This window comes from Nocardioides sp. Root122 (assembly GCF_001425025.1).
Taxonomy (GTDB): Bacteria; Actinomycetota; Actinomycetes; order Propionibacteriales; family Nocardioidaceae; genus Nocardioides.
This window is the reverse complement of record NZ_LMDE01000013.1, coordinates 212,860-237,840: the sequence shown is the minus strand read 5'-3', so window position 1 is coordinate 237,840 and position 24,981 is coordinate 212,860. Positions and strand designations below refer to the sequence as shown.

Below are 24,981 nucleotides of genomic sequence, written 5' to 3'. Positions count from 1 at the left end.
GAGAGAACTGAACAGATGAGCATCTACCTCAACAAGGACAGCAAGATCATCGTCCAGGGCATGACGGGCGGCATGGGTGCCAAGCACACCACCCTCATGGTCGAGTCGGGCGCCAACATCGTGGGCGGCGTCAACGCCCGCAAGGCCGGCACCACCGTCGAGCTCGGCGGCAAGGAGCTCCCGGTCTTCGGCACCGTCGAGGAGGCGATGAAGGAGACCGGCGCCGACGTCTCGGTCGCCTTCGTCCCGCCGGCCTTCACCAAGGACGCCTGCATCGAGGCCATCGACGCCGAGATCCCGCTCCTGGTCGTCATCACCGAGGGTGTCCCGGTCCTCGACACCGCGGAGGTCGTGGCCTACCTCGAGGGCAAGAACACCCGGATGATCGGCCCCAACTGCCCCGGCATCATCACGCCGGAGGAGTCGCTCGCCGGCATCACCCCGCACACCATCGCGGGCAAGGGCCCGGTCGGCCTCGTGTCGAAGTCCGGCACGCTGACCTACCAGATGATGTACGAGCTGAAGGACTACGGCTTCACCACCGCCATCGGCATCGGCGGTGACCCGATCATCGGCACCACGCACATCGACGCGCTCGAGGCCTTCGAGAACGACCCGGAGACCAAGGCGATCGTGATGATCGGCGAGATCGGTGGCGACGCCGAGGAGCGCGCCGCGGCCTACATCAAGGAGCACGTCACCAAGCCGGTCGTCGGCTACGTCGCCGGCTTCACCGCCCCCGAGGGCAAGACCATGGGCCACGCCGGCGCCATCGTCTCGGGCTCGTCGGGCACCGCGCAGGCCAAGAAGGAGGCCCTCGAGGCCGCCGGGGTCAAGGTCGGCAAGACGCCGTCGGAGACCGCCGCGCTGATGCGTGAGGTCCTGCAGGGCCTCTGACCGGCCCCGACACCTCAGTCCCGGTCGAGCTCGAGGCTCGGCACCGGCTCCGAACGGCCCCGCAGGTCCACCTGCGGGGCCGTTCCGGCTCCCGGCACCGGTTGCCGTGCGGGGCTCCTGACCGGGTTCCTGACCGGGTTCCTGGCACTCCACAGCACCTGCCACACCACGTGCGCGCCGAGCAGGCGCACCGGCGCGGCGACCGACAGGCGCCGCCGCGGCGAGGGCAGCGTGGGACAGGCCGCGCTGGACAGCGTTGCTGGAATGGACATCTCTTACTCACACCCCGTTTTCGTGAACGCGCACATGGCCGGAACGATCTGCTCGGTGGTCCCCGTGACCCCGTCGGCCTGCTCGTCCAGCGATGCGAGCGAGCCCTCACCGTACGTGCCGACGAGCAGCCTGGCCGAGCCGACCCGGGTGACCTGGAAGACCGAGCTGCCCAGCCCGTCGGCGTACGTCAGCCCCACGGTCACCGTGTCGTGGCCGGTGTCGCGGTCGAGGACCGTCCAGACCAGGTTGCGCTCGTGGTCGCACTCGGTGGCCACCCGGCGCAGCACGGCCATCGGTGCCTCGGCGAGCGCCGCGTCGTCGTGGACGAACAGCTCGCGCCACTCGTGGTACTCCGGTCCGGAGACCCCGGCCACGAGCCGACGGAGGCCGCCGGACGTCTCCGGCTGCGGCCAGACCACCCGACCGCACATCTCGAGCTCGCCCAGCCCATCGCCGTCGGGAGAGGGCGCGTCGACCTCGTTGTCGGCGTTGTCGGCGTCGAACCCGACCGCCAGCGGGAAGTCCTCGGGGATCTCCGGGCCCCGGGGCTCCGTGGTGGCGGAGCCGCTCGGCCCGGGTGCGGGCGCGCCCTCGTCGTCGAACATCCGGAGGGCCGCGACCGTCTCCTGCAGCGGCTCGACGGTGGCGTCGATGACGCCCTGGACGTCGGGGTCGCTCCACTGGCCGTAGGTCGAGGTGACGAGGAGGGCGGCGCCCACGGGCACGACGTGGATGACCGTCGCGCCGGTGCCGGGCTCGCCGCCGAAGGTGTAGGTCCGGACGAGGGTGGTCGCCGGAGCCGGGCCGAAGGGTGAGTCGCGCACCTCGGTGAGCGTCTCCCGGTCGCCGTCGGCGGTCACCGTGGGGCACGTCAGAGGCAGGTCGGCGAAGGCCTGCGAGACCTGCGCGGCGTCGTCGGGGCTGCCGAGGAGGACCAGCTCGCGGGTGTTGGCGGACTCGCCACCGCTGTTGTCGGCCACCAGGCGGTCGCGAGTCCCGAGGCCGCGCAGGGGAGCGGTGCCACACAGCGTGAGGTCTCGCAGGCCGGTGCCGGTCCGCGAGGTCGCGATGACGTCCTGGGGCGCGCCCATCCCTGCCGACAGCGGGAAGTCGTCGGGGATGGCCGTGCCGGCCGGCTCCGGGGTGGCCGCACCGGTGTCGGAGGCGCTGGTCGCTCCGCCGGAACGTCCGTCGGCGCTCGACGGCTCCTCGCCGCAGCCGGCGACGGCCAGGGAGCCGGCCAGCGCTGCGGTCAGGAGCACGGAGCGGAGCCTCATGCCACCTGAGACCCCGCGGGAGGCGAAAAGGTTGCGTCAGCCCCGCGAGCGGAGGGTGGCGAGACGTTCGAGCACCCGGCGCGACAGGGCGACGAAGTCGTCGCGCCCCATCGTCATGTTGCGCTGGGGGCTGAAGCCGAGCTGCGAGACCGCCGTGCCGTCGCGCACGATCGCCATGAGGAAGGGGAACGACTGCTTGTCGTTGAGCTCCATCGACAGCGCCCAGGCGTGGAGGTCGGTGTCCTTCGTCGAGGACGACACCAGCGGCGTCACAGTGGTGCCGAGGTTGGCCTGGCCGCACTGCCGCACCCGGGTGCGGACCTGCTCGACGAACGTGTCCGCGACCCGGGGCTTCATCGCGCCGACGACCTGGGTCAACCCCAGCTGGTCGACGTTGCGCGTCTCCGGGAAGAGGAACGTGCGCGTCTTCGCCAGCGTGATGCCCTTGCCCGTGAAGGTGGTGCGGTCGCAGCGGGTCGAGGCGTAGTTGGTGCTGCTGGCCTTCTCCGGGTCGGTGCCGACCCACGGTCCGCGCACGGCGGACACCGGCGGAAGGTCGACCACCGACAGCAACCCGGGCAGCGCGCCGATGTCGAGCGGGGGCGTCGTACGCGCGGTGGCACGGCCGGCGCACGTCGCTGCCCCGTCGGACCCGCAGAGCGCGTTGACGGCGGCGGACAGGCCGCCGAGCGAGGCCTTGTCGCTGAGGGGACGGCCGCTCGTGCGGACCACGGTGGTCACCACCAGGCTGCCCGTGCGGGCCATGCCGACGGTGATCGTCGACGGGGTCCGGCCCCAGCTGCGCAGCCGGAACTGCCGGGCGTCGTCGCCGACGCGCTTCACGTCGCTGGTGCGCACCAGCTGGGTGCGCGGGTCTGCGCAGCCGGCGAACCACAGCGAGGCGGTGTCGAAGCTGGCGGCCGCCCGCTTCTCGTCGCGCGAGCGCTCCACGAGCTGCACCGCGGTGGTCTGGACGGTGCTGACGCGCTGCTTGCGGGTGCGCTTCTTCCTGCCCGTGCCGACCGACTTCTCGACGACCTTGGTGGTCGAGCCCTCCCACGTGCGGGCGAGCGCGGCGAGGCCGTCGGGGTCGGAGAATCGTTCGCGCTGGCACGGCGCGACGAGCCCGTCGCCGGCGAGGTTGTCGCTGGTGCCGGTCTCCTCCCAGTCGAGACGGGAGCCGAACCGCGCCACCTGCGCGGACGACAGCAGGGTGGCCTGGTCGATCACGGCCTCGCCGACGCCCTCGTCGGGGTCGTGGACGGTCACGCCGTGTGTCGCCTTCTCCTCGCTGAGGCTGGTGGGCTGCGCGCCCGAGCCGCTCGCCACCAGCGAGCCCGAGACCAGCAGCGTGGTGGTGGCCACGGCGGCCCCGATCACGGTGTGCGTACGACGACGGGCAGCGCCGGAGCGGCGGACCACGCTCGCACGGGGCCAGCGGGTCGAGGTGAGCGGCTCGGCGAGGTCGTGGAGCAGCCGCCCGACCTCCGCGCTCGGGACGTCGCGGTGGAGGGAGAACTGGGAGGCGGCGGTCTGGAGCTCGCGCTCGGCGTCGGCGCGGGGCAGCCCCACGGTGCGGGAGATGTCGTCGAGGCTCAGCGCGGACAGCGCGTTGAGGACGAGGAGCTCGCGCTGGCGGGTGGAGAGCTTGGACAGCGCGTCGAGGGTGGCGAGCGCCTCGGGGTCCAGTGACTTGTCGCGGTGCCAGATGCGCGCAGTGTGGCGACGGCGGGCCCGGCGGAACGCGAGGGGTCGCACGTAGGCGTCGCGGTCGTCGAGACCGTCGACCTTGCGCCAGTGGTGCCAGGCCACGACGAAGGCGTCCCGCACGGCAGCCCGGGCCGCCGGTGCGTCACCGGTCAGGGCGAAGGCCTCGTGCAGGAGTCGGGCGCGGTTCTCGACGTAGTAGGCGTCGAACGTCTCGGGGCTCCTCATGACCGCTCCACGGTACGGGAGAGGCACACACGGCGCACAACTTCCCCCGACGCGTCGGGACCGCGGCGTGGGAGCGGGATCCCGGCGCCGGGGCGGGTGATGATGGCTCGGCCATGACGTCGCTCCTGACCCGACCGGACCACGCCCGGGCCGCCCCTGCCCGGCCGCGCCCACTGGCGCTGATCGCGACGCTCGGCGGCGTCCTCGCGGCGCTCGGTCCGCTGGTCGTGCTGATGGCCGTCGGCATCATCGGCTGGTTCGCCACCGACGCCGGGGTGCACGGCGCCCCGCGCGACGGCATGCGCGTCGGTGCCCTGGTCTGGCTGGCCGGCCACGGCTCCGGCTTCACGGTGCTGGGTGCGCGGGTCACGATCGTGCCCCTGGGCGTCACCGCGATCGCTGCCTGGTCGATGTGGCGGCTGGGTCACCGCGTCGGCGACTCCGTGTCGGGCCACGGTCCCGACGCGGACCGCATCTCCGACGGCGAGCGCGACTTCACCGTCCCGACCGCGATCGGGCTGTTCTTCGCAGGGTATGCCGTGGTGGCCGCCGTCGTGGCCTCCCTGGCCGCCGGTGCCACCGCCGACCCGTCCGTGCCACGGGTGATGGGCTGGACGTTGCTGATGACCGCGCTCGTCGCGGCGCCGGCCATCGCCGTGGGTTCGGGCCGGGCAGCCATCTGGGCGGCCTTCGCGCCCGCCACCGTCCGGGCGGGGGCCGCCGTGGCTGGAGCGGTCCTCCGGTCGTTCCTCCTCGTCTCCGCCGTCGTCTTCCTGGTGGCCTTCGCGGTCTCCTTCGGGGAGGCGGCGACGATGACCTCGCGCCTGCACCCCAGCCCCTCCGAGGCCGTGCTCTACGCCCTCGTCAACGCGGCCTACCTGCCCAACGCGGTCCTCTTCTGCGGTTCCTGGCTGCTCGGACCCGGCTTCGCGGTCGGCGGCGCCACGCTCGTCTCGCCGGGCGCCGTGGTCCTCGGGCCGCTGCCCGTCTTCCCGCTGCTCGCCGCCCTCCCGTCGGTCGGCACGCCCGCAGGGTGGGTCGGCGGCTTGATGGCGCTGCCGCCGCTGCTGGCCGCTGTCGCGGCTTTCCGCCACCTGCGCGGTCGTCCGCTGCCCTGGGACCAGGTCGTCCTCGCCGGGTGCGGCGGCGGGCTCGTGGCCGGCTTCGGCTTCGCCCTGCTGGCCGCGCGGTCCGGCGGTGCCGCCGGGCCCGGGCGGATGCGCTTCGTCGGGCCGTTCGTCCCCGACGTCCTCGTGCACGCGGTCACCGCGTGCGGTGTCGGCGCCCTCCTCGGTGCCGGCGTCGTGGCCCTGCTCAACCGCCGTGCCGCCCGGGCGTGGATCGCCGGGACCGACGCCGACGACACCCGAGCGCCCGCACCCGAGGCGCCCGGCATGACCGACCCCGCGCCCACCGCCCCCGAGCCCACTGAGGACTGAACGTGGGCGCAGGACATGCGCACGCGTCCGGACCCGCCTCCCTCGGACCCGCGCCCCGACAGCTGAGGCTCCTGGTCGGCCTGCTCGTCGGCCCCCTGGTGCTCGCGACGGTCATGGGCCTGGTCGCGCTCTGGCCCGACGGCGACCTCCGGATCACCTCGCCCGGCGCCGATGTGGAGCGCGGCACGGCGACCGTGCAGGAGATCGTGCCGTGCCGCCGTGACGCCGCCGGGTGCAGTGCCGCGCGGGTCGAGCTGCACAGCGGTCCCGGCGCTCCCGGTGAGGCCGAGGCCGTGCTGCCCTACGGCGACGCCGCCCCGGTGGTGGAGCCGGGCGACCGGATCGTGGTGACCTACGTGGCGCAGGGCGAGGTCGGCGAGCAGTACGCCTTCCAGGACTTCGACCGGGGCCCGCCGCTCCTCACCCTGACGGTGCTGTTCGCGCTCGGGGTGCTCGCGCTGTCGCGCTGGCGCGGCATCGGGTCGTTGGTGAGCCTCGCCTTCTCCCTCGTCCTGATCGCCGTCTTCACGCTGCCCGCGATCATGGAGGGTGCCGCTCCGCTGGGGGTCGCGGTCGTCACCGCCGCCGCGATCATGGTCGTCACCCTCTACCTCTCCCACGGCTTCACGGTCCGCTCCACCGTGGCGATGCTCGGCACGCTCGTCTCGCTCACCGTGATCGCGGGCCTGGGCTGGGTGTTCACGACGGTCGGCCACTTCACCGGCCTCGTCGACGAGGGCAGCCAGTACATCTCCAGCATCGCCGCCCAGGTCGACCTCCACGGCCTGCTGCTCGCCGGGCTGGTCATCGGCGCGCTCGGCGTGCTCGACGACGTGACCGTCACCCAGACCTGGGCGGTCTGGGAGCTCGCCGACCTCGACCCGGACGCCAGCGCCCGCTCGCTGTTCGTGCGCGCGATGCGGATCGGGCGCTCGCACGTCGCGTCCACCGTCAACACCCTGGTGCTGGCCTACGTCGGTGCGACACTGCCGCTGATGCTGGTGTTCTCGGCCCTCGACCTGCCGTTCGGCATCGCGGTGAGCCAGGAGGTCGTCGCCCAGGAGGTCGTCCGCGGACTCGTCGGCGGCCTCGGCATCATCGCCGCGGTCCCGGTGACGACCGCGATCGCTGCGCTCGTCGCGGCCCGGCTGGTGCACGAGCGCCGGACGGAGGCCGCCGTCCCGTCCCACCGCGCCTAGGATGCGAGCCGTGCCCGAGCAGTCGCGTCCCGCCCGCATCGTCGTCCTGGTGTCCGGTGCGGGCACCAACCTGCAGGCCCTCCTCGACGCCTGTGCCGATCCGGCGTACGGCGCCCGGGTGGTCGCCGTCGGGGCCGACCGCGACGGCATCGAGGGACTGGCGCGCGCCGACCGGGCCGGCGTGCCGACGTTCGTGCGGAAGGTGTCGGACTTCGAGACCCGCGAGGGGTGGGACACCTCCCTGGCCACCGTCGTCGAGCGATTCGAGCCCGACCTGGTTGTCTCCGCCGGCTTCATGAAGCTGCTGTCGGAGGAGTTCCTCGAGCGCTTCCTGACGCTGAACACCCACCCGGCGCTGTGCCCGGCGTTCCCCGGCATGCACGGCCCGCGCGACGCCCTCGAGCACGGAGTGAAGGTCACCGGAGCCACCCTCTTCGTCGTCGACGGTGGCATCGACACCGGCCCGATCGTCGCCCAGGTGCCGGTCGAGGTCGCCGAGGACGACGACGTGGAGTCGCTGCACGAGCGGATCAAGACCGCCGAGCGCGCCATGCTCGTCGACGCCGTGGGGCGGATCGCTCGCGAGGGGATCTCGGTCGAGGGCCGTCGGGTTCGCATCGGCGCCGGCTCCCGGTAGATTGCGACCACACGACTGGCGCAGGTGGGCCACCACCAGGGAGTGACGCGCGAGGTGCATCGAACGCCTGGGTGCCCTCGACTCGAGAGCAACCGAGGAGTCCCGTGTCCGACCACCGCATCCCGATCCGCCGCGCCCTGGTGTCCGTCTACGACAAGACCGGTCTCGACGACCTGGTGCGCGGCCTGCACGAGGCCGGTGTCGAGCTGGTCTCCACCGGCGGCTCCGCCGCGCTGATCGAGTCGCTCGGCCTGCCCGTCACCAAGGTCGAGGACCTCACCGGCTTCCCCGAGTGCCTCGACGGCCGGGTCAAGACGCTGCACCCCCGCGTGCACGCCGGGATCCTCGCCGACCGTCGCCTCGACTCCCACGTCCAGCAGCTCGCCGACCTCGGCGTCGAGCCGTTCGACCTCGTCGTCAGCAACCTCTACCCCTTCACGCAGACCGTCGCCTCCGGCGCCGGGCCCGACGAGTGCGTGGAGCAGATCGACATCGGTGGTCCGTCGATGGTCCGCGCCGCGGCGAAGAACCACCCGAGCGTCGCCATCGTCACCTCGCCCGCGGCGTACGACGACGTGCTGGCCGCCGCTGCCGCCGGCGGCTTCACGCTCGCCCAGCGGCAGCGGCTGGCCGCGGAGGCCTTCGTGCACACCGCGACCTACGACGTGCACGTCGCGTCGTGGATGGGCAACGTGCTCACCGACACCAGCGAGGGCTCCGGCTTCCCGGCGTGGATGGGCGCGACGTGGGACAAGGAGGCGGTGCTGCGCTACGGGGAGAACCCGCACCAGGGTGCCGCGCTCTACGCCAACGGCTTCCTCCCCGGCGGCCCCGGGCTGGCCCAGGCCGTGCAGCACCACGGCAAGGAGATGTCCTACAACAACTATGTCGACGCCGACGCGGCCCGCCGGGCGGCGTACGACTTCGACGAGCCCGCCGTCGCGATCATCAAGCACGCCAACCCGTGCGGCATCGCCGTCGCGGACGACGTGGCCACCGCGCACCGCAAGGCCCACGAGTGCGACCCGGTCAGCGCCTTCGGCGGCGTGATCGCCACCAACGTCCCGGTCTCCGTCGCGATGGCCGAGCAGGTCGCCGAGATCTTCACCGAGGTCATCGTGGCCCCCGGCTACGAGGACGGCGCGATCGAGGCGCTGCAGGCCAAGAAGAACATCCGCATCCTCGAGTGCCCGCCGCTCGACCGGTGCGGCGTCGAGACGCGCGCCATCTCCGGCGGCCTGCTGCTGCAGGAGCGCGACGTGATCTCGGCCGAGGGCGACGACCCCTCGACCTGGATGCTGGCGACCGGTGAGGCCGCCTCCGACGAGCTGCTCGCCGACCTCGCCTTCGCGTGGCGGGCCTGCCGCGCGGTGAAGTCCAACGCGATCCTGCTCGCCGCCGACGGCGCGTCCGTCGGGGTCGGCATGGGCCAGGTCAACCGCGTCGACTCGTGCCGGCTCGCGGTCGAGCGGGCGGGGGAGCGGGTGACCTCCGCCGTCGCCGCCTCCGACGCGTTCTTCCCCTTCGCCGACGGGCCGCAGATCCTCATCGATGCGGGGGTGAGGGCGATCGTCCAGCCGGGCGGGTCGGTGCGCGACGCCGAGGTGATCGCCGCGTGCGAGGCGGCCGGCGTCACGATGTACCTCACTGGCACGCGGCACTTCTTCCACTAGGGGACGCGCCAGCGATGTTATCTTGACGTCAAGATAACATCTGAGGGGGTACGACGTGCGCTGGTGGCAGCGGATCCTCCCGCCGACGAAGCTCGAGCGGGACCTGGTCTGGCAGTGCGTGCTGTCGGCCTTCGCGACGGGGACGTTCCTCACCGGGACGGCCGTCTACTTCACGAAGGTCGTCGGGCTGTCCGGCGCGGAGGTCGGCCTCGGCATGTCCATCGCGGCCGGCGTCACCCTGCTGCTCCAGCTGCCGATGGGCAGGCTCGCGGACCGGGTGGGCGCCAAGCCGCTGTGGGCACTCGCCAGCGCCGTGGAGGCCGCGCTCTACCTCGCCTGGCCGCTCATCGGCGGGATGGTCACCTTCGTCCTGATGCTGAGCGTGCTGGCGATCTTCGAGACCGCCGGCCGCAACGCACGCAACGTCTACCGGATCGCGGTGTTCCCGCGTGACGTGCGGGTGCGTGCCCTGGCCTACATGCGGGCGGCCCGCAACGTCGGCTACACGCTCGGCGCGGGCGCGAGCGGTGTGGCGCTGGGCCTCGGCCTCGACGCCGTACGCCTCATCCCGTTCGTCACCGGGGCGCTGCTCGTGCTCAATGCGCTGCTGATCGCCACCGTGCTGCCGGTCATCGCCCGACAGCTCCCGGTCGCCGACGGCGACGACCCCAGCAGCGTCGCGCCGCCGGCCTGGCGCAACCCCGGCTACGTCGTGCTCAGCGTCTGCAACGGCGTGCTGTCGTCCAACCAGGTGCTGCTCAACGTGGTCGTGCCGCTGTGGCTGGTGGAGCGCACGGACGCCCCGCCTGCGCTGCTGGCGTGGCTCTTCGGCACCAACACCGTCCTGGCCGTGCTGCTCCAGGTCCGGGCCAGCCGGGTGGCCGACTCCGTCGACGGGTCGCTGCGTGCGGTGCGCTGGTCGGGCTGGGCGTTCATCGTGTCGTGCGGCCTGATCGCGTGGACCCACGAGACGGTCGGCTGGGTCTCGATCCTGCTGATCTGGATCGGCCACGTGACGATCACAGGTGCGGAGCTGTGGCAGTCGGCGGCGGACTGGTCCTTCACGAGCGAGCTCTCCGACCACCGCCGCCTCGGCGACTACCAGGGCGTGTGGGGGCTGGGCTACCAGATCGAGCCGATCATCTTCCCGGCGCTCTACACCTGGCTCGCGCTCCAGGTCGGCACGCCGGGCTGGATCGTGATCGCGCTGATCGGTGTCACCGCTGCCGTGGTGGCCCACCCGGCGGCACGCGCCGCCGAGCGGCACCTCGTGAAGATCGGGGCGCCGGTCGGGGTGTGAGCCGGGGCGTCCCTAGACTGGCCCGCGTGACGGCACAGACCCTCGACGGCGCAGCCACCCTCAAGACGATCAAGGCGGAGCTCACCGAGCGCGTGGCCGCGCTGCGGGAGCAGGGGGTGACCCCGGGCCTGGGCACCGTGCTCGTCGGCGACGACCCCGGCTCCCACTGGTACGTCGGCGCGAAGCACAAGGACTGCGCGGAGATCGGCATCACGTCCATCCGGCGCGACCTGCCCGCCACCGCCACCCAGGCCGAGGTGGAGGCCGTGATCGACGAGCTCAACGCCGACGAGGCCTGCACGGGGTTCATCGTCCAGCAGCCCACCGGGCTCGACGAGTTCGCCCTGCTCTCGCGCGTCGACCCCGACAAGGACGTCGACGGCCTGCACCCCACCAACCTCGGCAAGCTCGTGCTCGGCGAGGCCGGTCCGCTGCCCTGCACCCCGGTGGGGTCCATCGAGCTGCTCCGCCGCCACGGCGTCGAGATCGCCGGCGCGGAGGTCGTGGTCATCGGCCGTGGCATCACCGTGGGCCGTCCGCTCGGCCTGCTGCTCACCCGCCGCTCGGAGAACGCCACCGTCACCCTGTGCCACACCGGCACCCGCGACCTGGCCGCCCACGTGCGCAACGCGGACATCGTGGTCGCCGCCGCAGGGGTGCCCGGCATCGTGACCGCGGACATGGTCAAGCCCGGCGCGGCCGTCCTCGACGTGGGCGTCTCCCGCGTGGACGGCAAGGTCACCGGTGACGTGCACCCCGACGTGTGGGACGTCGCCGGATGGGTCTCGCCCAACCCCAAGGGCGTCGGTCCGATGACCCGCGCGATGCTGCTCACCAACATCGTGGAGATCGCCGAGAAGTCCGTCCGGTCCTGACATGACCGACCCGGAGCGCGACGAGCCCGTCGAACGACGTCCGATCGAGCCGCCCGAGTCGGTCGAGCCCGTCTCGGCGGAGCCGGTCGACCCCGACGAGCCGCGGCGCTACCCCTCGACCATCGGAGGCGCGTTCTACCTGCTCGTCCTCGGCGTCGTCGCCGCCGCCATGGTCGTCGTGGCCCTCGACGAGTGGCGCACCGGCATCCGCCTGATGGGCGGCGCGCTGGTCTTCGCCGCGCTCGTCCGCCTGGTGCTGCGGCGCCGCGACGCGGGCATGCTCGCCGTACGCCACAAGGTGCTCGACGCGGTCGTCCTGGCGGTGCTGGGCGGCGCGCTGATCTTCCTGGCGACCTCGATCCCGGACCAGCCGGGCTTCTGACGCACGACTCCTGACGCACGACGGCCGGGCACCCCCGGTGGGGGGCCCGGCCGTCGAGGCTGGAACGTGTCGCCCTCAGATGAGGCCGAGCTCGGTGACCGCCGTGCGCTCCTCGGCGAGCTCCGCGGTGGAGGCGTCGATGCGGGCACGGGAGAAGTCGTCGATCTCGAGACCTTCCACGATGGACCAGTCGCCACCGGAGGTGGTGACGGGGAACGAGGAGATCAGGCCCTCGGGCACGCCGTACTCGCCGTGGGAGACGACGGCCATGGAGACCCAGTCGTCCTTCGCCGAGCCGAAGAGCCAGTCGCGCGCGGCGTCGATCGTGGCCGACGCAGCCGAGGCGGCCGAGGACGAGCCGCGCGCGTCGATGATCGCGGCACCGCGCTTGGCGACGGTCGGGATGAAGTCGTTCTCGAGCCAGGCCTGGTCACCGACCAGCTCGGCGGCGTTCTGGCCGTTGACCTCGGCGTGGAACAGGTCGGGGTACTGGGTGGCGGAGTGGTTGCCCCAGATCGTCATCTTCGAGATGTCGGTGACCTTGGCGCCGGTCTTGGCCGCGAGCTGCGAGATCGCACGGTTGTGGTCGAGGCGGGTCAGCGCGGAGAAGCGCTCGCGCGGGATGTCGGGCGCGTTGGTCATCGCGATGAGGGCGTTGGTGTTGGCCGGGTTGCCGGTGACACCGATGCGCACGTCGTCGGCTGCGACCGCGTTGAGGGCCTTGCCCTGCGCGGTGAAGATCGCGCCGTTGGCGGAGAGCAGGTCGCCGCGCTCCATGCCGGGGCCGCGCGGGCGGGCGCCGACGAGCAGGGCGAGGTTGACGCCGTCGAAGATCTTCTCGGCGTCCGAGCCGATCTGGACGCCGGCCAGGTTCGGGAACGCGCAGTCGTCGAGCTCCATCACGACGCCCTCGAGCGCCTTGAGGGCGGGCTCGATCTCGAGCAGCCGCAGCTCGATGGGGCGGTCTGCGGCCAGCGCGCCGCTGGCGAGGCGGAAGAGCAGGCTGTAGCCGATCTGGCCGGCGGCGCCGGTGACGGCAACCTTCAGGGGTTCGGAGGTCACAGTGGGTACTCCTCGTGAGGCGGGACGTGGTGTCCCGCTGACGCTAGCAGCGCCGGATCCGCGGCCGGCGGCTGGTCGGCGGATGGCATGCTGGCGCCCATGCTGCGAGACCTCCGCCGCCCCTCGACGCGTGGCCTCGTGCGGGCGACCTCGGCCCTCGCGCTCGTCGGCGCCCTGTCGGGCTGCGCGGGGATCGGCCAGCCCCAGCCCTACGACTCCCCGGGCATCAACGGCCTGGTCATCCCGACGCCGACGCCCGACCCGGACGACTTCGTCGACGTGGTCGACAACCCGTGGCTCCCGCTCGAGGCCGGAGCCACCTGGCGCTACGAGGTGACCGACGCCGGACGCAGCGTCGGCACGATCTCGGCCGAGGTGCTCGACGACACCACCTCGGTCGCCGGCCTCGACGCGACCGGCGTACGCACCACGACGGACATCGACGGCGACACCACCCGGGAGACGTCCTTCTACGCCCAGGACGAGGACGGGAACGTCTGGCTGGTCGGCGCCGACGGGGACGACGACGCCGGGGGTGTCGACTGGCGCGCGGGTGAGAACGGCGCGGAGGCCGGGCTGGCGATGCCGGCGCACCCCCGCCTCGGCGACGGCTGGCTCGCCTACGTCGTGCCGGGGCTGCCCGAGGCGCCGATCCGGGTGGAGGACCAGTCGCAGGAGATGGTGCAGGTGCTGCAGACCGGCTCCGCCGGCACCGGATGGAGCGAGGCCGGCGCCACGACCCGCACGGTGTACGAGAAGGGCGCCGGCCTCGTCAGCGTCGTGGACCTCGACGCGGGCTGGGTGGCGACCAGGGACCGGTCCGGGGACTAGTCGGGTCGGCGGACCTGGGTCCGGCCGTCGTCGTCGCCCTCGGGGTTGCCCCAGTGCCCGGGCGCGCTCTGGCCGGGCTGCTGCGGCTGGGCCGGGGGAGCGCCCCACTGACCGGGCTGACCGGGCTGCTGCTGCGGCTGCTGGGGGGCGGGCTGCCCCCACTGACCGGGCTGGCCGGGCTGCGGCTGGCCCTGCGGAGCGCCGTAGGGGTCGGGCTGCTGCTGCGGCTGCTGGGGCTGTCCCCACTGCTGCTGCGGGGGAGCGCCCCAGGCGGAGCCGGGCTGGCCCCAGCCGCCCTGCTGGCCCTGGTTCCACTGGGCCTCGTAGTTGCCGGGGACGAACTGGTCCTTGCGGCCGCCGCCGAACGAGAGGCCGGAGCCGGCGACCGCTGCGGCGCCCTGGCCGAAGAGGAGGGGGTAGGTGAGTCCGGCGACGGCGGCCCCGAGCAGTGGGGCGACGACGAACAGCCAGAGCTGGACGATCGCGTCGGTGCCGGCGAAGACGCCGACGCCGATGGAGCGGGCCGGGTTGACCGACGTGCCGGTGGCGCCCATCGAGGCGAAGTGGATCATCGCCAGGGCGAGGCCGATGGCCAGCGGGCCGAGGGCCACGTTGACCTCGTTGCGCTCGTCGGTCACCGCGAGGATCACCCACAGGAAGACCGCGGTGAGCAGGGTCTCGAGCAGCAGCGCGGCCCACCAGGCATAGCCCGAGCCCTGGTCGCCGAAGGAGTTCTGCCCCATCCGCCCCTCGGCGGTGAAGCCCTCGAAGCCGTGCATCAGGCCGAAGAGTGCCGCGCCGGCGAGGAGGCCGCCGAGGAGCTGGGCGGCCATGTAGATGCCGACCTGGTTCCACGGCAGGCGGCCGCCGAGGACGGCGCCCAGCGTCACGGCCGGGTTGAAGTGGCCGCCCGAGATCCGGCCGACGGCGTAGGCCATCACCACGACCGTGAGGCCGAAGGTGAGGCCGGTCGCGACGTAGTCGCCGCCGCTCATCAAGAAGGCGCCACAGCCGAAGAACACGAGCACGAAGGTGCCCAGCAGCTCGGCGGTGAACTTCTGACCGGTGGTCGGTGTGTCTTCGACGATGTCGCTCATGACGAGCTGCTCCTCCAGAGTCGTGGGCCGTACCCCGCGTAGGCCACGCGAAGCCTAGCCGCGCGGAGATGGGGGTGCGAGGGTAGGCGAGTCGCCACGTGATCAGGCGTCAGGTATCTTGACGTCAAGAGTTATGCCCCACCCGATCCACCAGACGATCACCCAGGAGCTGTCCTACCCATGGCCAAGATCATCTACACCCAGACCGACGAGGCGCCGCTGCTCGCGACGTACTCGTTCCTCCCGATCATCGCTGCCTACGCGAAGACCGCCGGTGTCGAGGTGGAGACCCGCGACATCTCGCTGGCCGGCCGGGTGATCGCGCAGTTCCCCGATCGCCTCACCGAGGAGCAGCGCCTCGAGGACGCCCTCGCCGAGCTCGGCGAGCTGGCCACGCAGCCCGAGGCCAACATCATCAAGCTGCCCAACATCTCCGCCTCGATCCCGCAGCTCAAGGCGACCATCGCCGAGCTGCAGTCGCAGGGCTACGACCTCCCGGCCTACCCGGAGAACCCGCAGACCGACGAGGAGCGCGAGGTCCGCGCCCGCTACGACAAGGTCAAGGGCTCGGCGGTCAACCCGGTGCTGCGCGAAGGCAACTCCGACCGCCGCGCGCCCGCAGCGGTGAAGAACTACGCCAGGTCGCACCCGCACTCGATGGGAGCGTGGAGCAGCGAGTCGAGGACCAACGTCGCGACGATGGGCCACGACGACTTCTTCAGCAACGAGTTGTCGGTCGTCATGCCCGCCGACGACACGCTGTCGATCGTGCACGTGGGTGCCGACGGCAACGACACCGTGCTCAAGGAGGGGCTGCAGGTCCTCGAGGGCGAGGTCATCGACGGCACCTTCATGAGTGCAGCCAGGCTCGACGAGTTCCTCGAGGCGCAGGTCGCCAGGGCCAAGGCCGACGGCGTGCTGTTCTCCGCCCACCTCAAGGCCACCATGATGAAGGTCTCCGACCCGATCATCTTCGGCCACGTGGTGCGCGCCTACTTCGCCGACGTGTTCGCCCAGTACGGCGAGCAGCTCGCCGCTGCGGGCCTGTCGGCCAACGACGGCCTCGGCGCCATCCTCGCCGGCCTCGACCAGGTCGACGGCGGCGCGGAGATCAAGGCCGCCTTCGAGAAGGGCCTGGCCGAGGGCCCCGCCCTCGCGATGGTCGACTCCGACCGCGGCATCACCAACCTGCACGTGCCGTCCGACGTGATCATCGACGCCTCGATGCCGGCGATGATCCGCACGTCCGGTCAGATGTGGAACGCCGAGGGCGAGCAGCAGGACACCCTCGCCGTCATCCCGGACTCGTCCTACGCCGGCGTCTACCAGGCCGCGATCGACGACTGCCGCACCCACGGCGCGCTCGACCCGTCCACCATGGGCTCGGTGCCCAACGTCGGCCTGATGGCCAAGGCCGCCGAGGAGTACGGCTCGCACGACAAGACCTTCGAGATCCCGGCCGCCGGCACGGTCGAGGTCCGCAACGCCGCAGGCGAGGTGCTGATGTCGCACGAGGTCGAGGCCGGTGACATCTGGCGCGCCTGCCAGACCAAGGACGCCTCGATCCGCGACTGGGTCAAGCTCGCCGTCACCCGCGCCCGGGCCAGCGAGACGCCCGCGGTGTTCTGGCTCGACGAGAACCGCGCCCACGACGCCAACCTCATCGCGCTCGTGACCGACTACCTGAAGGAGCACGACACCGACGGCCTCGACATCTCAGTGATGGCGCCGGCCGAGGCGACGACGTTCTCCCTCGAGCGGATCCGCAAGGGGCAGGACACCATCTCGGTGACCGGCAACGTGCTGCGCGACTACAACACCGACCTGTTCCCGATCCTCGAGCTCGGCACCAGCGCCAAGATGCTCTCGATCGTGCCGCTGATGAACGGTGGCGGACTGTTCGAGACGGGTGCCGGCGGCTCGGCGCCCAAGCACGTGCAGCAGCTGGTCAAGGAGGACTACCTCCGCTGGGACAGCCTCGGCGAGTTCTTCGCGCTGGCTGCCTCGCTCGAGCACCTCGCCGGCTACGACGACAACGCCCGGGCCCGGATCCTCGGTGACACGCTCGACAAGGCCACCGAGACCTTCCTCAACGAGGACCGGTCGCCGGGCCGCAAGCTGGGCACGATCGACAACCGCGGCTCGCACTTCTACCTCGCGCTCTACTGGGCCGAGGAGCTCGCGAAGCAGACCGAGGACGCCGAGCTCGCGAGCGCGTTCGCGGCGCTGGCGACCTCGCTGCGCGAGAACGAGCAGACGATCGTCGACGAGCTGCTCGCCGTCCAGGGCAAGCCGGCCGACATCGGCGGCTACTTCCGGCCCGACGCCGAGAAGGCCACCGCGGTGATGCGCCCGTCGGCCACCTTCAACGAGGCCATCGCGTCGCTCGGCTGAGCCCGCGCGAGGAGCACGACCGCATGACAGTGGGGGAGCAGGGGTTGCCGCGGGCACCCCTGCTCTCCTCGCTGTGGCTGGTGCTGGGCAACCTCCTCCCGGTCTGGGCGGTGTGGGCCGGGCACATGTCGGTCGGCGACGTGTTCGTCGTCTACTGGATCGAGAACCTCGCCTACTGGGCGATCACGATCGTCAAGGTGCGCACCGCCCGGGGCGCGGGACGTCCCGGCGGTCCGCGGATGACGATGAACGGCAAGCCGGTCGACGCCTCGGACTCGGGCGCGCTGGCCTTCTTCTTCGCCCTGCACTACGGCATCTTCACGCTCGTCCACGGCGTCTTCGCCTTCGTGATGGCCTTCCTCGCCGGTGGCGAGCTGCACCCGGCCACCTGGCTGCTCGCGGGCTTCGCCCTCGCGCTCAGCCACCTGGGCTCGCTGTGGCTCAACTGGTACGACGGCGGCGAGCGCTGGGTGGTGTCGCCGGGCACCGCGATGTGGCAGCCCTACCCGCGCATGCTGGTGCTGCACGTCGCGATCATCCTGGGCTTCGGGCTCGCGATGCGCTCGGTCGGCACTGCCGACACCCCGAGCGGCCTCGAGCAGCTGGCGCCGGTGGTGCTGCTGCTGGGCCTCAAGACAGTGGTGGACCTCGCGCTGCACCTGTGGGAACGGCGGCGGGCCGGCACGGCCGCGCTCGCGCTCGACGCGGCGTGATCTCGCCCACCTGTCCCGGCGGCGCGCCGGTGCGGGGGAACAAAACCCGCCTCGCCCGCTCTTGCGACCAGTGATGACCACGACCTCCACCGCCACGGACCTGCCCCCCGACGCGCCGGGCGACCTCGACGTCCCCTCGGTCACCGCCCGCCACTTCGGCCTGGCAGTCCTCGCGCTCGGGATGGGCGGTTTTGCGATCGGCACCACCGAGTTCGTGACGATGGGCCTGCTGCCGCAGATCTCCGACGGCGTCGACGTCAGCATCCCCACCGGCGGCCACGTGATCTCGGCGTACGCCGTCGGGGTCGTGGTGGGTGCCCCGGTCCTCGCCTTCCTCGGTGCCCGGCTGCCCCGCCGGGCCCTGCTCGTCGCGCTGATGGCGGCCTTCGCGGTCGGCAACGGCATCAGCGCGCTGGCCACCTCCTACGAGCAGCTGATGGTCGCGCGGTTCGCCGCCGGCCTCCCGCACGGCGCCTACTTCGGCGTCGCGTCCCTGGTCGCGGCGAGCATGGCCCGGCCCTCGCGCAAGGGGCGTGCGGTCTCGCAGGTGATGCTCGGCCTCTCCGTCGCCAACGTGCTCGGCGTGCCGGCGGCCACCCTGCTGGGGCAGGAGCTCGGGTGGCGAGCCGCCTTCTGGGCCGTCTCCGGGCTGGGCCTGGTCACGCTGGCGCTGGTCGCCTGGTTCGTGCCGTCGTGCCCGGGTGACGCCGAGGCCAGCGGTCGACGCGAGCTCTCGGCCTTCCGGGTGCCGCAGGTGTGGCTGACCCTGCTGGCCGGCGCCGTCGGCTTCGGTGGCATGTTCGCCGTCTACTCCTACATCGCCCCCGTCGTGACCGACGTGGCCGGGCTGGGGGAGCGCTCGGTGTCGATCTACCTGCTGGGCTTCGGCCTCGGCATGGTCGCCGGCACCTGGGTCGCCGGGATCATGGCCGACTGGTCGATCTTCCGCTCCCTGATCATCGGGGGCAGCGGCATGGCGGTGGCCCTGCTCGGCTTCTGGCTGGCCGCACCCCACGGCTGGGCGGCGCTGCCCTTCGCCTTCCTGATCACCACCCTGGGCTCGGTCCTGGTGATCAACCTCCAGCTGCGCCTGATGGACGTCGCCGGTGACGCCCAGACGCTCGGCGCGGCGATGAACCACGCCTCGCTCAACATCGCCAACGCCCTCGGCGCCTGGCTCGGCGGTGTGGTCATCGCGGCCGGGTGGGGCCTGCGGGCCCCGGCACTCGTCGGTGTGCTGCTCTCGCTGGCGGGGGTCGCCATCCTGCTGGTCTCGGCCCGGCTCCACGTGCGCCAGCGCGACGCCGTACGCGCCTGAGGCGCGGGCAGTCGGCCCGGGCCGGTCCACGACATTTCCGATCATGTTGCGTGGAGTTAACACGGGCGGAACTCTTGTGTAGCGCGCGCTTGTAACGATCCAATCCATGAGGGGCGGGCTGGCCGCCCCAGATCTTCCGGAGGGGGAGTCATGGACGAGAAGAAGATCGACCACGAGATGGGCCGCCGCCGTCAGCTGCACGACCGCAACGTGCACGACGTCGTCAGCCTCCTGCAGCGTCGCCAGGAGCTGCGGGGCATCTATCCGATGGCCGACCTCGTCGCCGACAACGTGGGCTGGGTCGTCTGAGGGCGGGGGTGCTCGCCGGACCGGCTAGAGCAGCCAGCAGTTGCTGAGCTGCGGCACTCCGGCGAAGCGCGCCTCGAAGAAGGGCAGCGCCTCGGCGACGTGCGGCACCATGCCGCCGACGTGCGCCGGGGCGAGGTTGGTGGAGAAGTAGACGTTGGCGCCCTTGCCGCACCACGACCTCGCCATCGCCCGGCCCACTCCGTAGGGGATGGTGTCGTCGAGCGCGGAGTGGGTCACGAGCACCGGGACGGTCGGCTTGACGGTGCCGATGCGCTGCGACTCGATGATGGAGGCGAAGGGCTGCTGCTTCATCAGCTCCGACATCGGCCGACCGTCGGCGCTGAGGTCCTCGGACCGGGTGAAGGCGTGGTCGAGGAGGTCGAAGACGCAGGCCTGCTCGACGTCGTCCATCGCCGCGCGGCCGGCGGTGTTGAGGTAGGGCGAGAGGTCGAGGTCGTAGCTCGCCGCCAGGCCGCGGAGGGCGAAGAAGGCGAACGCCGAGAACAGGCCGCCGTCGAGGTTGGTCGCGACCCGTCCCAGGTCGGCCGGCACCGCGCCGACCACCGCACCCCGCAGCCTCAGCTCGGGGGCGTAGGTCGGAGCAAGCTCGACCGCGGACGCCGCGGCGCCTCCGCCCTGCGAGTAGCCCATCAGCCCGACCGGGCTCGAGGCGCTCAGGCCGGTGCCGGTGAGCCGCTGGGCAGCGCGTACGACGTCGAGCGTGGCGCGGCCTTGGGCGACACGGTCCATGTAGGTGTGGACGCCCGCGGTGCCGAGCCCCTCGTAGTCCGGCATCGCGACGGCGTAGCCGCGCTGGAGCAGGCCTTCGATGCCGATGCCTTCGTACTCGATGCCCTCGGAGAACTGGCGTGACGGCGCGCAGCGGTCGGCCATGCCCTGGGTGCCGGGCGCGTAGCCGATGACGGGCCGGGTGCCGATCCCGATCCACGGCGCCTTGGGGACGAGGACGGTGCCGGAGGTGGCGATGGCCGTCCCGGCGCGGTTGGTCGTGCGGTAGAGGACCCGGTTCGCGTCGCGCACCAGGCTGGTGGCGTCGAGCGGGTCGAGGAGGAAGTCGACCTTCTCGCTCCGGATGACGGCACCGTTGGCGCTGGGCAGCGTCGCGGGTGCCTCGTAGAACGCGGGGCGGGGCGGCTCGGGCACGACGGCGCCCGCCGGCGTCGTGCCGAGCGCGAGCACGCCGGTCAGCGTGGCGGCGAGCAAGGTGAGCAAGGTGAGCAGTGACGCGATCGCGCGTGCCGACGAACCCCGAGAGTGAGTCATGATCGGAAACTACTCGTGAGTCACATCGTCGGCGATGTGATGTCCGTCACATGCCGTAGGTCATCCCCATCGCCGTCCGCACCTCGTCGAGCGTGACCTCGGCGACCTCGTTGGCCCGGGTGTTGCCGCGGCGCAGCACCTCGGTGAGGTAGCCGGGGTCGGCCTCCAGCTCGGCGCGCCGGGCCCGCAACGGTGCGAGCTCGGTGTTGATCGCCTCGGTGAGCCGCGCCTTGAGCGCGCCACCGCCGCCGTCGCCGATCTCCTCGGCGACGGTGGCCGGGTCGACGCCCTCGCACAGGCCGATCAGGGTGAGCAGGTTGGCCACCTCGGGACGGGCGTCGGGGTCGTAGGTGATGACGCGGTCGCTGTCGGTCTTGGCGCCCTTGAGCTTCTTCGCGGTCTCGTCGGCGCTCATCCGCAGCTCGACGACGTTGCCCTTGGACTTGCTCATCTTGGTGCCGTCGGTGCCGAGGATCAGCGGCGCCTCGGAGAGCAGCGCGCCCGGCTCCGGGAACACCGGGGCGTAGCGGTCGTTGAAGCGTCGCGCCACGACGCGGGTCTGTTCGAGGTGTGGGAGCTGGTCGCGCCCGACGGGCACGACGTTGGCCTTGCAGAACAGGATGTCGGCGGCCTGGTGCACGGGGTAGGTCAGGAGCAGCCCGCCGATGGAGGTGATGCCGGCCGACTTCGCCTCGTCCTTGACCGTCGGGTTGCGCTGCAGCTCCGCGACGCTGACCAGGCTGAGGAACGGCAGCATCAGCTGGTTGAGCGCGGGCACGGACGAGTGGGTGAAGATCGTCGCCTTCTCCGGGTCGAGACCGGCCGCGATGTTGTCGAGCAGCAGGTTGCGTACGTTGCCGGCGATGTCTCCGGCGACCTCGCGGTCGGTGATCACCTGGTAGTCCGCGATCAGCTGCCAGATCTCCGCGCCGCTGTCCTGCAACCGGAGGCGGTTGCGGATGGATCCGAAGTAGTGGCCGATGTGCAGCGCGCCGGTCGGTCGGTCCCCGGTCAGCATCCTCAGGGAGGCCGGGTCGGTCGCCATCTGCTCCTCGATGGCGTCGCTGCGCGCCTGGGCGGCGCGGAAGGTGTCACTCACGCGGACGATCCTTTCACGGGGCCGATCGCAGCTGCGAACGGGTTCTGTAGGGTCTCTGGGGTGCCGACCATCGGAGTAGCCATCCCGATCCCGGAGCCCTGGGCGAGCGAGCTGCAGGACTACCGCACATCGGTGGGCGACACGACCGCGACGCAGATCCCGACCCACATCACGCTCATCCCGCCGACCGAGGTCGGCGACGCCGACCTGGAGGCGGTCACCAGGCACCTCGCGGCCACGGCGGCGTCGCTGCAGGCCTTCGACATCCACCTGCGCGGCACCGGGACCTTCAGGCCCGTCTCGCCCGTCGTGTTCGTCACCGTGGCCGAGGGGATCTCGCAGTGCGAGGTGCTCGCCAAGGCGGTGCGGCAGGGCCCGCTCGCCGTCGACCTGCACTTCCCCTACCACCCGCACGTCACCGTCGCGCACCACCTCGACGACCCGACGCTGGACCGCGCCTTCGCCGAGCTCGCCTCCTTCGAGTGCCGCTTCGCCGTCGACTCCTTCAGCCTCTACGTCCACGACGAGGACGACGGCTGGCAGCCCACCCACCAGTACGCCCTCGGCTGAGCATGTCCATCGTCACCTCGGCCAAGGAACGCTTCGCGCGCCTGCGCGAGCGGCGTCCGTTCGTCGACCACCTCGCCCGGATGGTCCAGCACTACGGCACCGTGAACGGCAACGGGCTCGCGGCGGCCGTCACCTACTTCGCGTTCTTGTCCTTCTTCCCGATCCTGGCGCTCGCCTTCGCGATCTTCGGCCAGGTCGCCAAGGTCTACTCCGATGCCCAGGACACGCTGGTCGAGGCCGCGAACTCGGTGCTGCCCGGGCTCGTCGGCGGTGACAGCGGCGTCAGCCTGAGCACGCTCCAGTCCGCCGCTCCCGGCATCTTCAGCGTCGGCATCCTGCTCACCCTCTACTCCGGCCTGGGCTGGCTCTCGGGGATGCGGGAGGCGCTGATGACGGTGTTCGAGGAGCCGCCGCGGGAGCAGCCGGGCTTCGTGCCGGGCAAGCTCCGCGACATCCTCGCGCTGCTCTCGCTCGGGTCGGTGCTGATCGTGAGCGTCGCCGTCTCCGGTGTGGCGACCAAGCTGCTGACGCCGATCCTGGACGCGCTCAGGCTCGGTCCGGTCGCGGGCGTCTTCCTCGCGATCCTCGCCGTCGCGCTCGGCCTGGCCGCCAACGCGCTGCTCTTCTTCGCGTTCTTCCGGCTCCTCGCCGCGCCCGACGTCCCGTCGCGCTCGCTGTGGTCGGGCGCGCTCCTGGGCGCGGTGGCCTTCGAGCTCCTCAAGCAGCTCTCGACCTTCCTGCTCAAGTCGACCGCCAACTCGGAGGCCTTCCAGGCCTTCGGCATCGCGCTGATCCTCCTGGTGTGGATCAACTACTTCTCGCGCGTCGTGGTCTACGCCGCCGCATGGGCGCACACCTCGCCTGAGGCCCGTGCGGCGCGCGAGGCGCGCCTGGTCGCCGACCAGACGGTCGAGGGGCCGCGGATCGACCTCGTCGCGGCAGCGGACGTCGTACGTCCCGGGGCGGGGGAGGGGCCGTCCGGCCGGGCGGCCTTCGCCGCGGGCGCCGCCTCGATGCTCGGCGTGGTCGCGCTCGTGCGCCGGCGCCGGGGCTGAGGCGCGTCAGTCCCCGCGCCGCTTGCGCAGCTTCTGGTTGCGTTCGCGCACCCGGGCGATCTGCTCGTTGAGGGTGCCGATGTGCTCGTTGAGACGGTCGATCTCGCCCTGCGCCACCCCGAGCGAGTCGACCATCGCCGTGAACTCCTCGCCGCGCTGCTGGATGAAGTCCTCCAGGTCGCGGACCCGGCGGTCGCGGGGGTCCTCGGTGATGCTCGAGGTGTTGGTGACGATCGGCAGCTCGGCGGGCCAGATGCCGGCGAGCACGGCCTCGGAGTGGTGGTAGCCCTCGTCGAGGTCGTGGTAGAGCGAGTTGTGGTGGCACGGGAGGTCGAGCACGGCCGTCCAGCCGCCGGCGCGGTGCACCTGCAGCGCCAGGTCGGTGCCGTAGAGGTGCCAGCCGACCCGCGGCTCGACGCGCAGCTCGGTGTCACGGGGGACGATCAGCACCAGCTCGTCGAGGCCGTCGACCGGCGCGGGCAGGGGACGCTCCATCCGCAGGAGGTGGTCGCGGTCGACGGCGTGGCCGACGTGCTCGCGCCCGCCCTCGCGGTAGCGCACCCCGAACGGCCCGGCCAGTGACGGGGGCGTGTCGGCGGACGCCAGCTCCCACTGGCGCTGCAGCCGGGCGGGCCACCACGAGGGGATGAAGATGTCCTGCTGGATGAAGACGACGAGGTCGTGCTGGGCCTCGTGCAGGCCGCGGTTGAGGCCCTCGGCGGCACTCGTCATGCCACGGTAGGTCAGCAGCTGGTGCGGCGACCCCGGGCCGAGCACGGAGGAGGCGAGGAGGTTGTTGGCGAGCTGGAGGTCGTCGTTGACGCAGGCGACGAAGGTCACCGGACGCTGCTCGGCGACGGGGACGGCCAGGTCGGCGGCGACGTCGGCGACCACGTCCGCGACGAGGACGTAGGCCTCGGCACCCAGGTGGCGAGCGGCCCGCTCGGTGTCCACGCCCAGGTGCTCCATGAGGGGCGTCGCCGCCTCGAGCAGGGCCGGGTCGACCGGGGAGGACACGGTCTCGACGATGTCGCCGGAGAAGCCCGCCTCGAGGAGGAGCTTGTAGGCGGTGGCGTAGCCGTGGAGGTGCTGCGGCGCGGACGCGTCGTAGGAGCCGGGCTGGGCCGGGTCGCTGCGCAGCAGCTGCACCAGCGCGTCGCTGGTGGCGGCGTTGAGGGTGCCGCAGACGACCTGCCCGCCGGGCGGGAGCGAGGCCCGGAGGCCCCGCAGCTCGGCGAGCGGGTCGTCGTAGGCGCTGAGCGGGCGGGGCAGGGCGGTGGCGCCGAGCTCGCCGGCGATCCGCGCGATCGCAGCCTCGAGCAGGGCGACCGTGCCCTCCGTGCCCGCCACGCCCTCCTCCAT

At 72.2% G+C, this 24,981-nt stretch carries 22 protein-coding genes and 1 riboswitch; of the genes, 15 read left to right on the top strand and 7 right to left on the bottom strand.

Going from position 1 to position 24,981, the window contains the following annotated elements; translation table 11 throughout:
- Window positions 1–15: 15 nt before the first annotated feature.
- Window positions 16–897, top strand: coding sequence for a succinate--CoA ligase subunit alpha (gene sucD, locus ASC64_RS18205; RefSeq protein WP_056908952.1), 882 nt, complete (start codon window positions 16–18; stop codon window positions 895–897).
- Window positions 898–1,172: 275 nt separating this feature from the next.
- Here the strand turns inward: sucD and ASC64_RS18200 are convergent, their stop codons facing one another.
- Entirely contained in the window at window positions 1,173–2,432 is a 1,260-nt protein-coding gene (locus ASC64_RS18200) for a hypothetical protein (RefSeq protein ID WP_156385279.1), read from the bottom strand.
- Window positions 2,433–2,483: 51 nt separating this feature from the next.
- Window positions 2,484–4,382: a hypothetical protein gene (locus tag ASC64_RS18195; protein ID WP_056908950.1), complete on the bottom strand. Its 1,899-nt coding sequence runs from the start codon at window positions 4,380–4,382 to the stop codon at window positions 2,484–2,486.
- Window positions 4,383–4,495: 113 nt separating this feature from the next.
- On the opposite strand from ASC64_RS18195, the gene ASC64_RS18190 reads away from it, so the two are divergent.
- The 7 genes from ASC64_RS18190 (at window position 4,496) to ASC64_RS18160 (ending at window position 11,887) form a co-directional block, all read left to right on the top strand.
- Entirely contained in the window at window positions 4,496–5,821 is a 1,326-nt protein-coding gene (locus ASC64_RS18190; protein WP_082550617.1) for a cell division protein PerM, read from the top strand.
- Between the two features lie 2 nt (window positions 5,822–5,823).
- Complete coding sequence (locus ASC64_RS18185; RefSeq protein ID WP_056908949.1) at window positions 5,824–7,020, top strand: YibE/F family protein; 1,197 nt, start codon at window positions 5,824–5,826, stop codon at window positions 7,018–7,020.
- Window position 7,021: 1 nt separating this feature from the next.
- On the top strand, window positions 7,022–7,657 hold the full coding sequence (gene purN / locus ASC64_RS18180; protein ID WP_082550616.1) for a phosphoribosylglycinamide formyltransferase: 636 nt from the start codon (window positions 7,022–7,024) through the stop codon (window positions 7,655–7,657).
- Window position 7,658: 1 nt separating this feature from the next.
- Window positions 7,659–7,737, top strand: a riboswitch (ZMP/ZTP riboswitch).
- Between the two features lie 24 nt (window positions 7,738–7,761).
- Window positions 7,762–9,330 carry a bifunctional phosphoribosylaminoimidazolecarboxamide formyltransferase/IMP cyclohydrolase gene (gene purH / locus ASC64_RS18175; protein ID WP_056908947.1) on the top strand — a complete coding sequence of 523 codons (1,569 nt, stop codon included), beginning with the start codon at window positions 7,762–7,764 and terminating at the stop codon, window positions 9,328–9,330.
- Between the two features lie 55 nt (window positions 9,331–9,385).
- Window positions 9,386–10,630 (top strand): MFS transporter, encoded by a 1,245-nt coding sequence (locus ASC64_RS18170; RefSeq protein ID WP_056908946.1) that lies wholly within the window; start codon window positions 9,386–9,388, stop codon window positions 10,628–10,630.
- A 26-nt stretch (window positions 10,631–10,656) separates the two neighbouring features.
- Complete coding sequence (locus tag ASC64_RS18165) at window positions 10,657–11,505, top strand: bifunctional methylenetetrahydrofolate dehydrogenase/methenyltetrahydrofolate cyclohydrolase (RefSeq protein WP_056908945.1); 849 nt, start codon at window positions 10,657–10,659, stop codon at window positions 11,503–11,505.
- 1 nt (window position 11,506) lies between these two features.
- Window positions 11,507–11,887, top strand: coding sequence for a DUF3017 domain-containing protein (locus ASC64_RS18160; RefSeq protein ID WP_082550615.1), 381 nt, complete (start codon window positions 11,507–11,509; stop codon window positions 11,885–11,887).
- 75 nt (window positions 11,888–11,962) lie between these two features.
- Here the strand turns inward: ASC64_RS18160 and ASC64_RS18155 are convergent, their stop codons facing one another.
- Window positions 11,963–12,949: a malate dehydrogenase gene (locus ASC64_RS18155; RefSeq protein ID WP_056908944.1), complete on the bottom strand. Its 987-nt coding sequence runs from the start codon at window positions 12,947–12,949 to the stop codon at window positions 11,963–11,965.
- Window positions 12,950–13,048: 99 nt separating this feature from the next.
- Between ASC64_RS18155 and ASC64_RS18150 the strand changes: the two genes are divergently transcribed.
- Window positions 13,049–13,780 carry a hypothetical protein gene (locus ASC64_RS18150; RefSeq protein ID WP_156385278.1) on the top strand — a complete coding sequence of 244 codons (732 nt, stop codon included), beginning with the start codon at window positions 13,049–13,051 and terminating at the stop codon, window positions 13,778–13,780.
- Here ASC64_RS18150 and ASC64_RS21810 read toward each other — a convergent pair.
- Window positions 13,777–14,877 (bottom strand): aquaporin, encoded by a 1,101-nt coding sequence (locus tag ASC64_RS21810; protein ID WP_082550614.1) that lies wholly within the window; start codon window positions 14,875–14,877, stop codon window positions 13,777–13,779. The two genes, ASC64_RS18150 and ASC64_RS21810, sit on opposite strands and share 4 nt — an antisense overlap.
- Before the next feature lie 180 nt (window positions 14,878–15,057).
- Between ASC64_RS21810 and ASC64_RS18140 the strand changes: the two genes are divergently transcribed.
- The 4 genes from ASC64_RS18140 (at window position 15,058) to ASC64_RS22215 (ending at window position 19,611) form a co-directional block, all read left to right on the top strand.
- Window positions 15,058–17,271: an NADP-dependent isocitrate dehydrogenase gene (locus tag ASC64_RS18140; protein WP_056908942.1), complete on the top strand. Its 2,214-nt coding sequence runs from the start codon at window positions 15,058–15,060 to the stop codon at window positions 17,269–17,271.
- Between the two features lie 23 nt (window positions 17,272–17,294).
- Window positions 17,295–17,984: a DUF6498-containing protein gene (locus tag ASC64_RS18135; protein WP_156385277.1), complete on the top strand. Its 690-nt coding sequence runs from the start codon at window positions 17,295–17,297 to the stop codon at window positions 17,982–17,984.
- A gap of 73 nt (window positions 17,985–18,057) precedes the next feature.
- The gene (locus tag ASC64_RS18130) at window positions 18,058–19,302 is read left to right on the top strand and encodes an MFS transporter (RefSeq protein WP_056908940.1); all 1,245 of its coding nucleotides are present in this window, start codon (window positions 18,058–18,060) and stop codon (window positions 19,300–19,302) included.
- 150 nt (window positions 19,303–19,452) lie between these two features.
- Window positions 19,453–19,611, top strand: coding sequence for a hypothetical protein (locus ASC64_RS22215; RefSeq protein WP_156385276.1), 159 nt, complete (start codon window positions 19,453–19,455; stop codon window positions 19,609–19,611).
- A gap of 24 nt (window positions 19,612–19,635) precedes the next feature.
- On the opposite strand, the gene ASC64_RS18125 is transcribed toward ASC64_RS22215, so the two are convergent.
- Both ASC64_RS18125 and trpS read right to left on the bottom strand, forming a co-directional pair.
- Entirely contained in the window at window positions 19,636–20,895 is a 1,260-nt protein-coding gene (locus ASC64_RS18125) for a lipase family protein (RefSeq protein WP_056908939.1), read from the bottom strand.
- Between the two features lie 46 nt (window positions 20,896–20,941).
- The gene (trpS, locus tag ASC64_RS18120) at window positions 20,942–22,003 is read right to left on the bottom strand and encodes a tryptophan--tRNA ligase (RefSeq protein WP_056909026.1); all 1,062 of its coding nucleotides are present in this window, start codon (window positions 22,001–22,003) and stop codon (window positions 20,942–20,944) included.
- Between the two features lie 51 nt (window positions 22,004–22,054).
- Here trpS and ASC64_RS18115 point away from each other — a divergent pair, with 51 nt between their 5' ends.
- Both ASC64_RS18115 and ASC64_RS18110 read left to right on the top strand, forming a co-directional pair.
- On the top strand, window positions 22,055–22,564 hold the full coding sequence (locus ASC64_RS18115; RefSeq protein ID WP_056909025.1) for a 2'-5' RNA ligase family protein: 510 nt from the start codon (window positions 22,055–22,057) through the stop codon (window positions 22,562–22,564).
- A 2-nt stretch (window positions 22,565–22,566) separates the two neighbouring features.
- On the top strand, window positions 22,567–23,619 hold the full coding sequence (locus ASC64_RS18110) for a YihY/virulence factor BrkB family protein (protein ID WP_056908938.1): 1,053 nt from the start codon (window positions 22,567–22,569) through the stop codon (window positions 23,617–23,619).
- Window positions 23,620–23,625: 6 nt separating this feature from the next.
- Here the strand turns inward: ASC64_RS18110 and ASC64_RS18105 are convergent, their stop codons facing one another.
- Window positions 23,626–24,981, bottom strand: coding sequence for a cell division protein ZapB (locus tag ASC64_RS18105; RefSeq protein ID WP_056908937.1), 1,356 nt, complete (start codon window positions 24,979–24,981; stop codon window positions 23,626–23,628).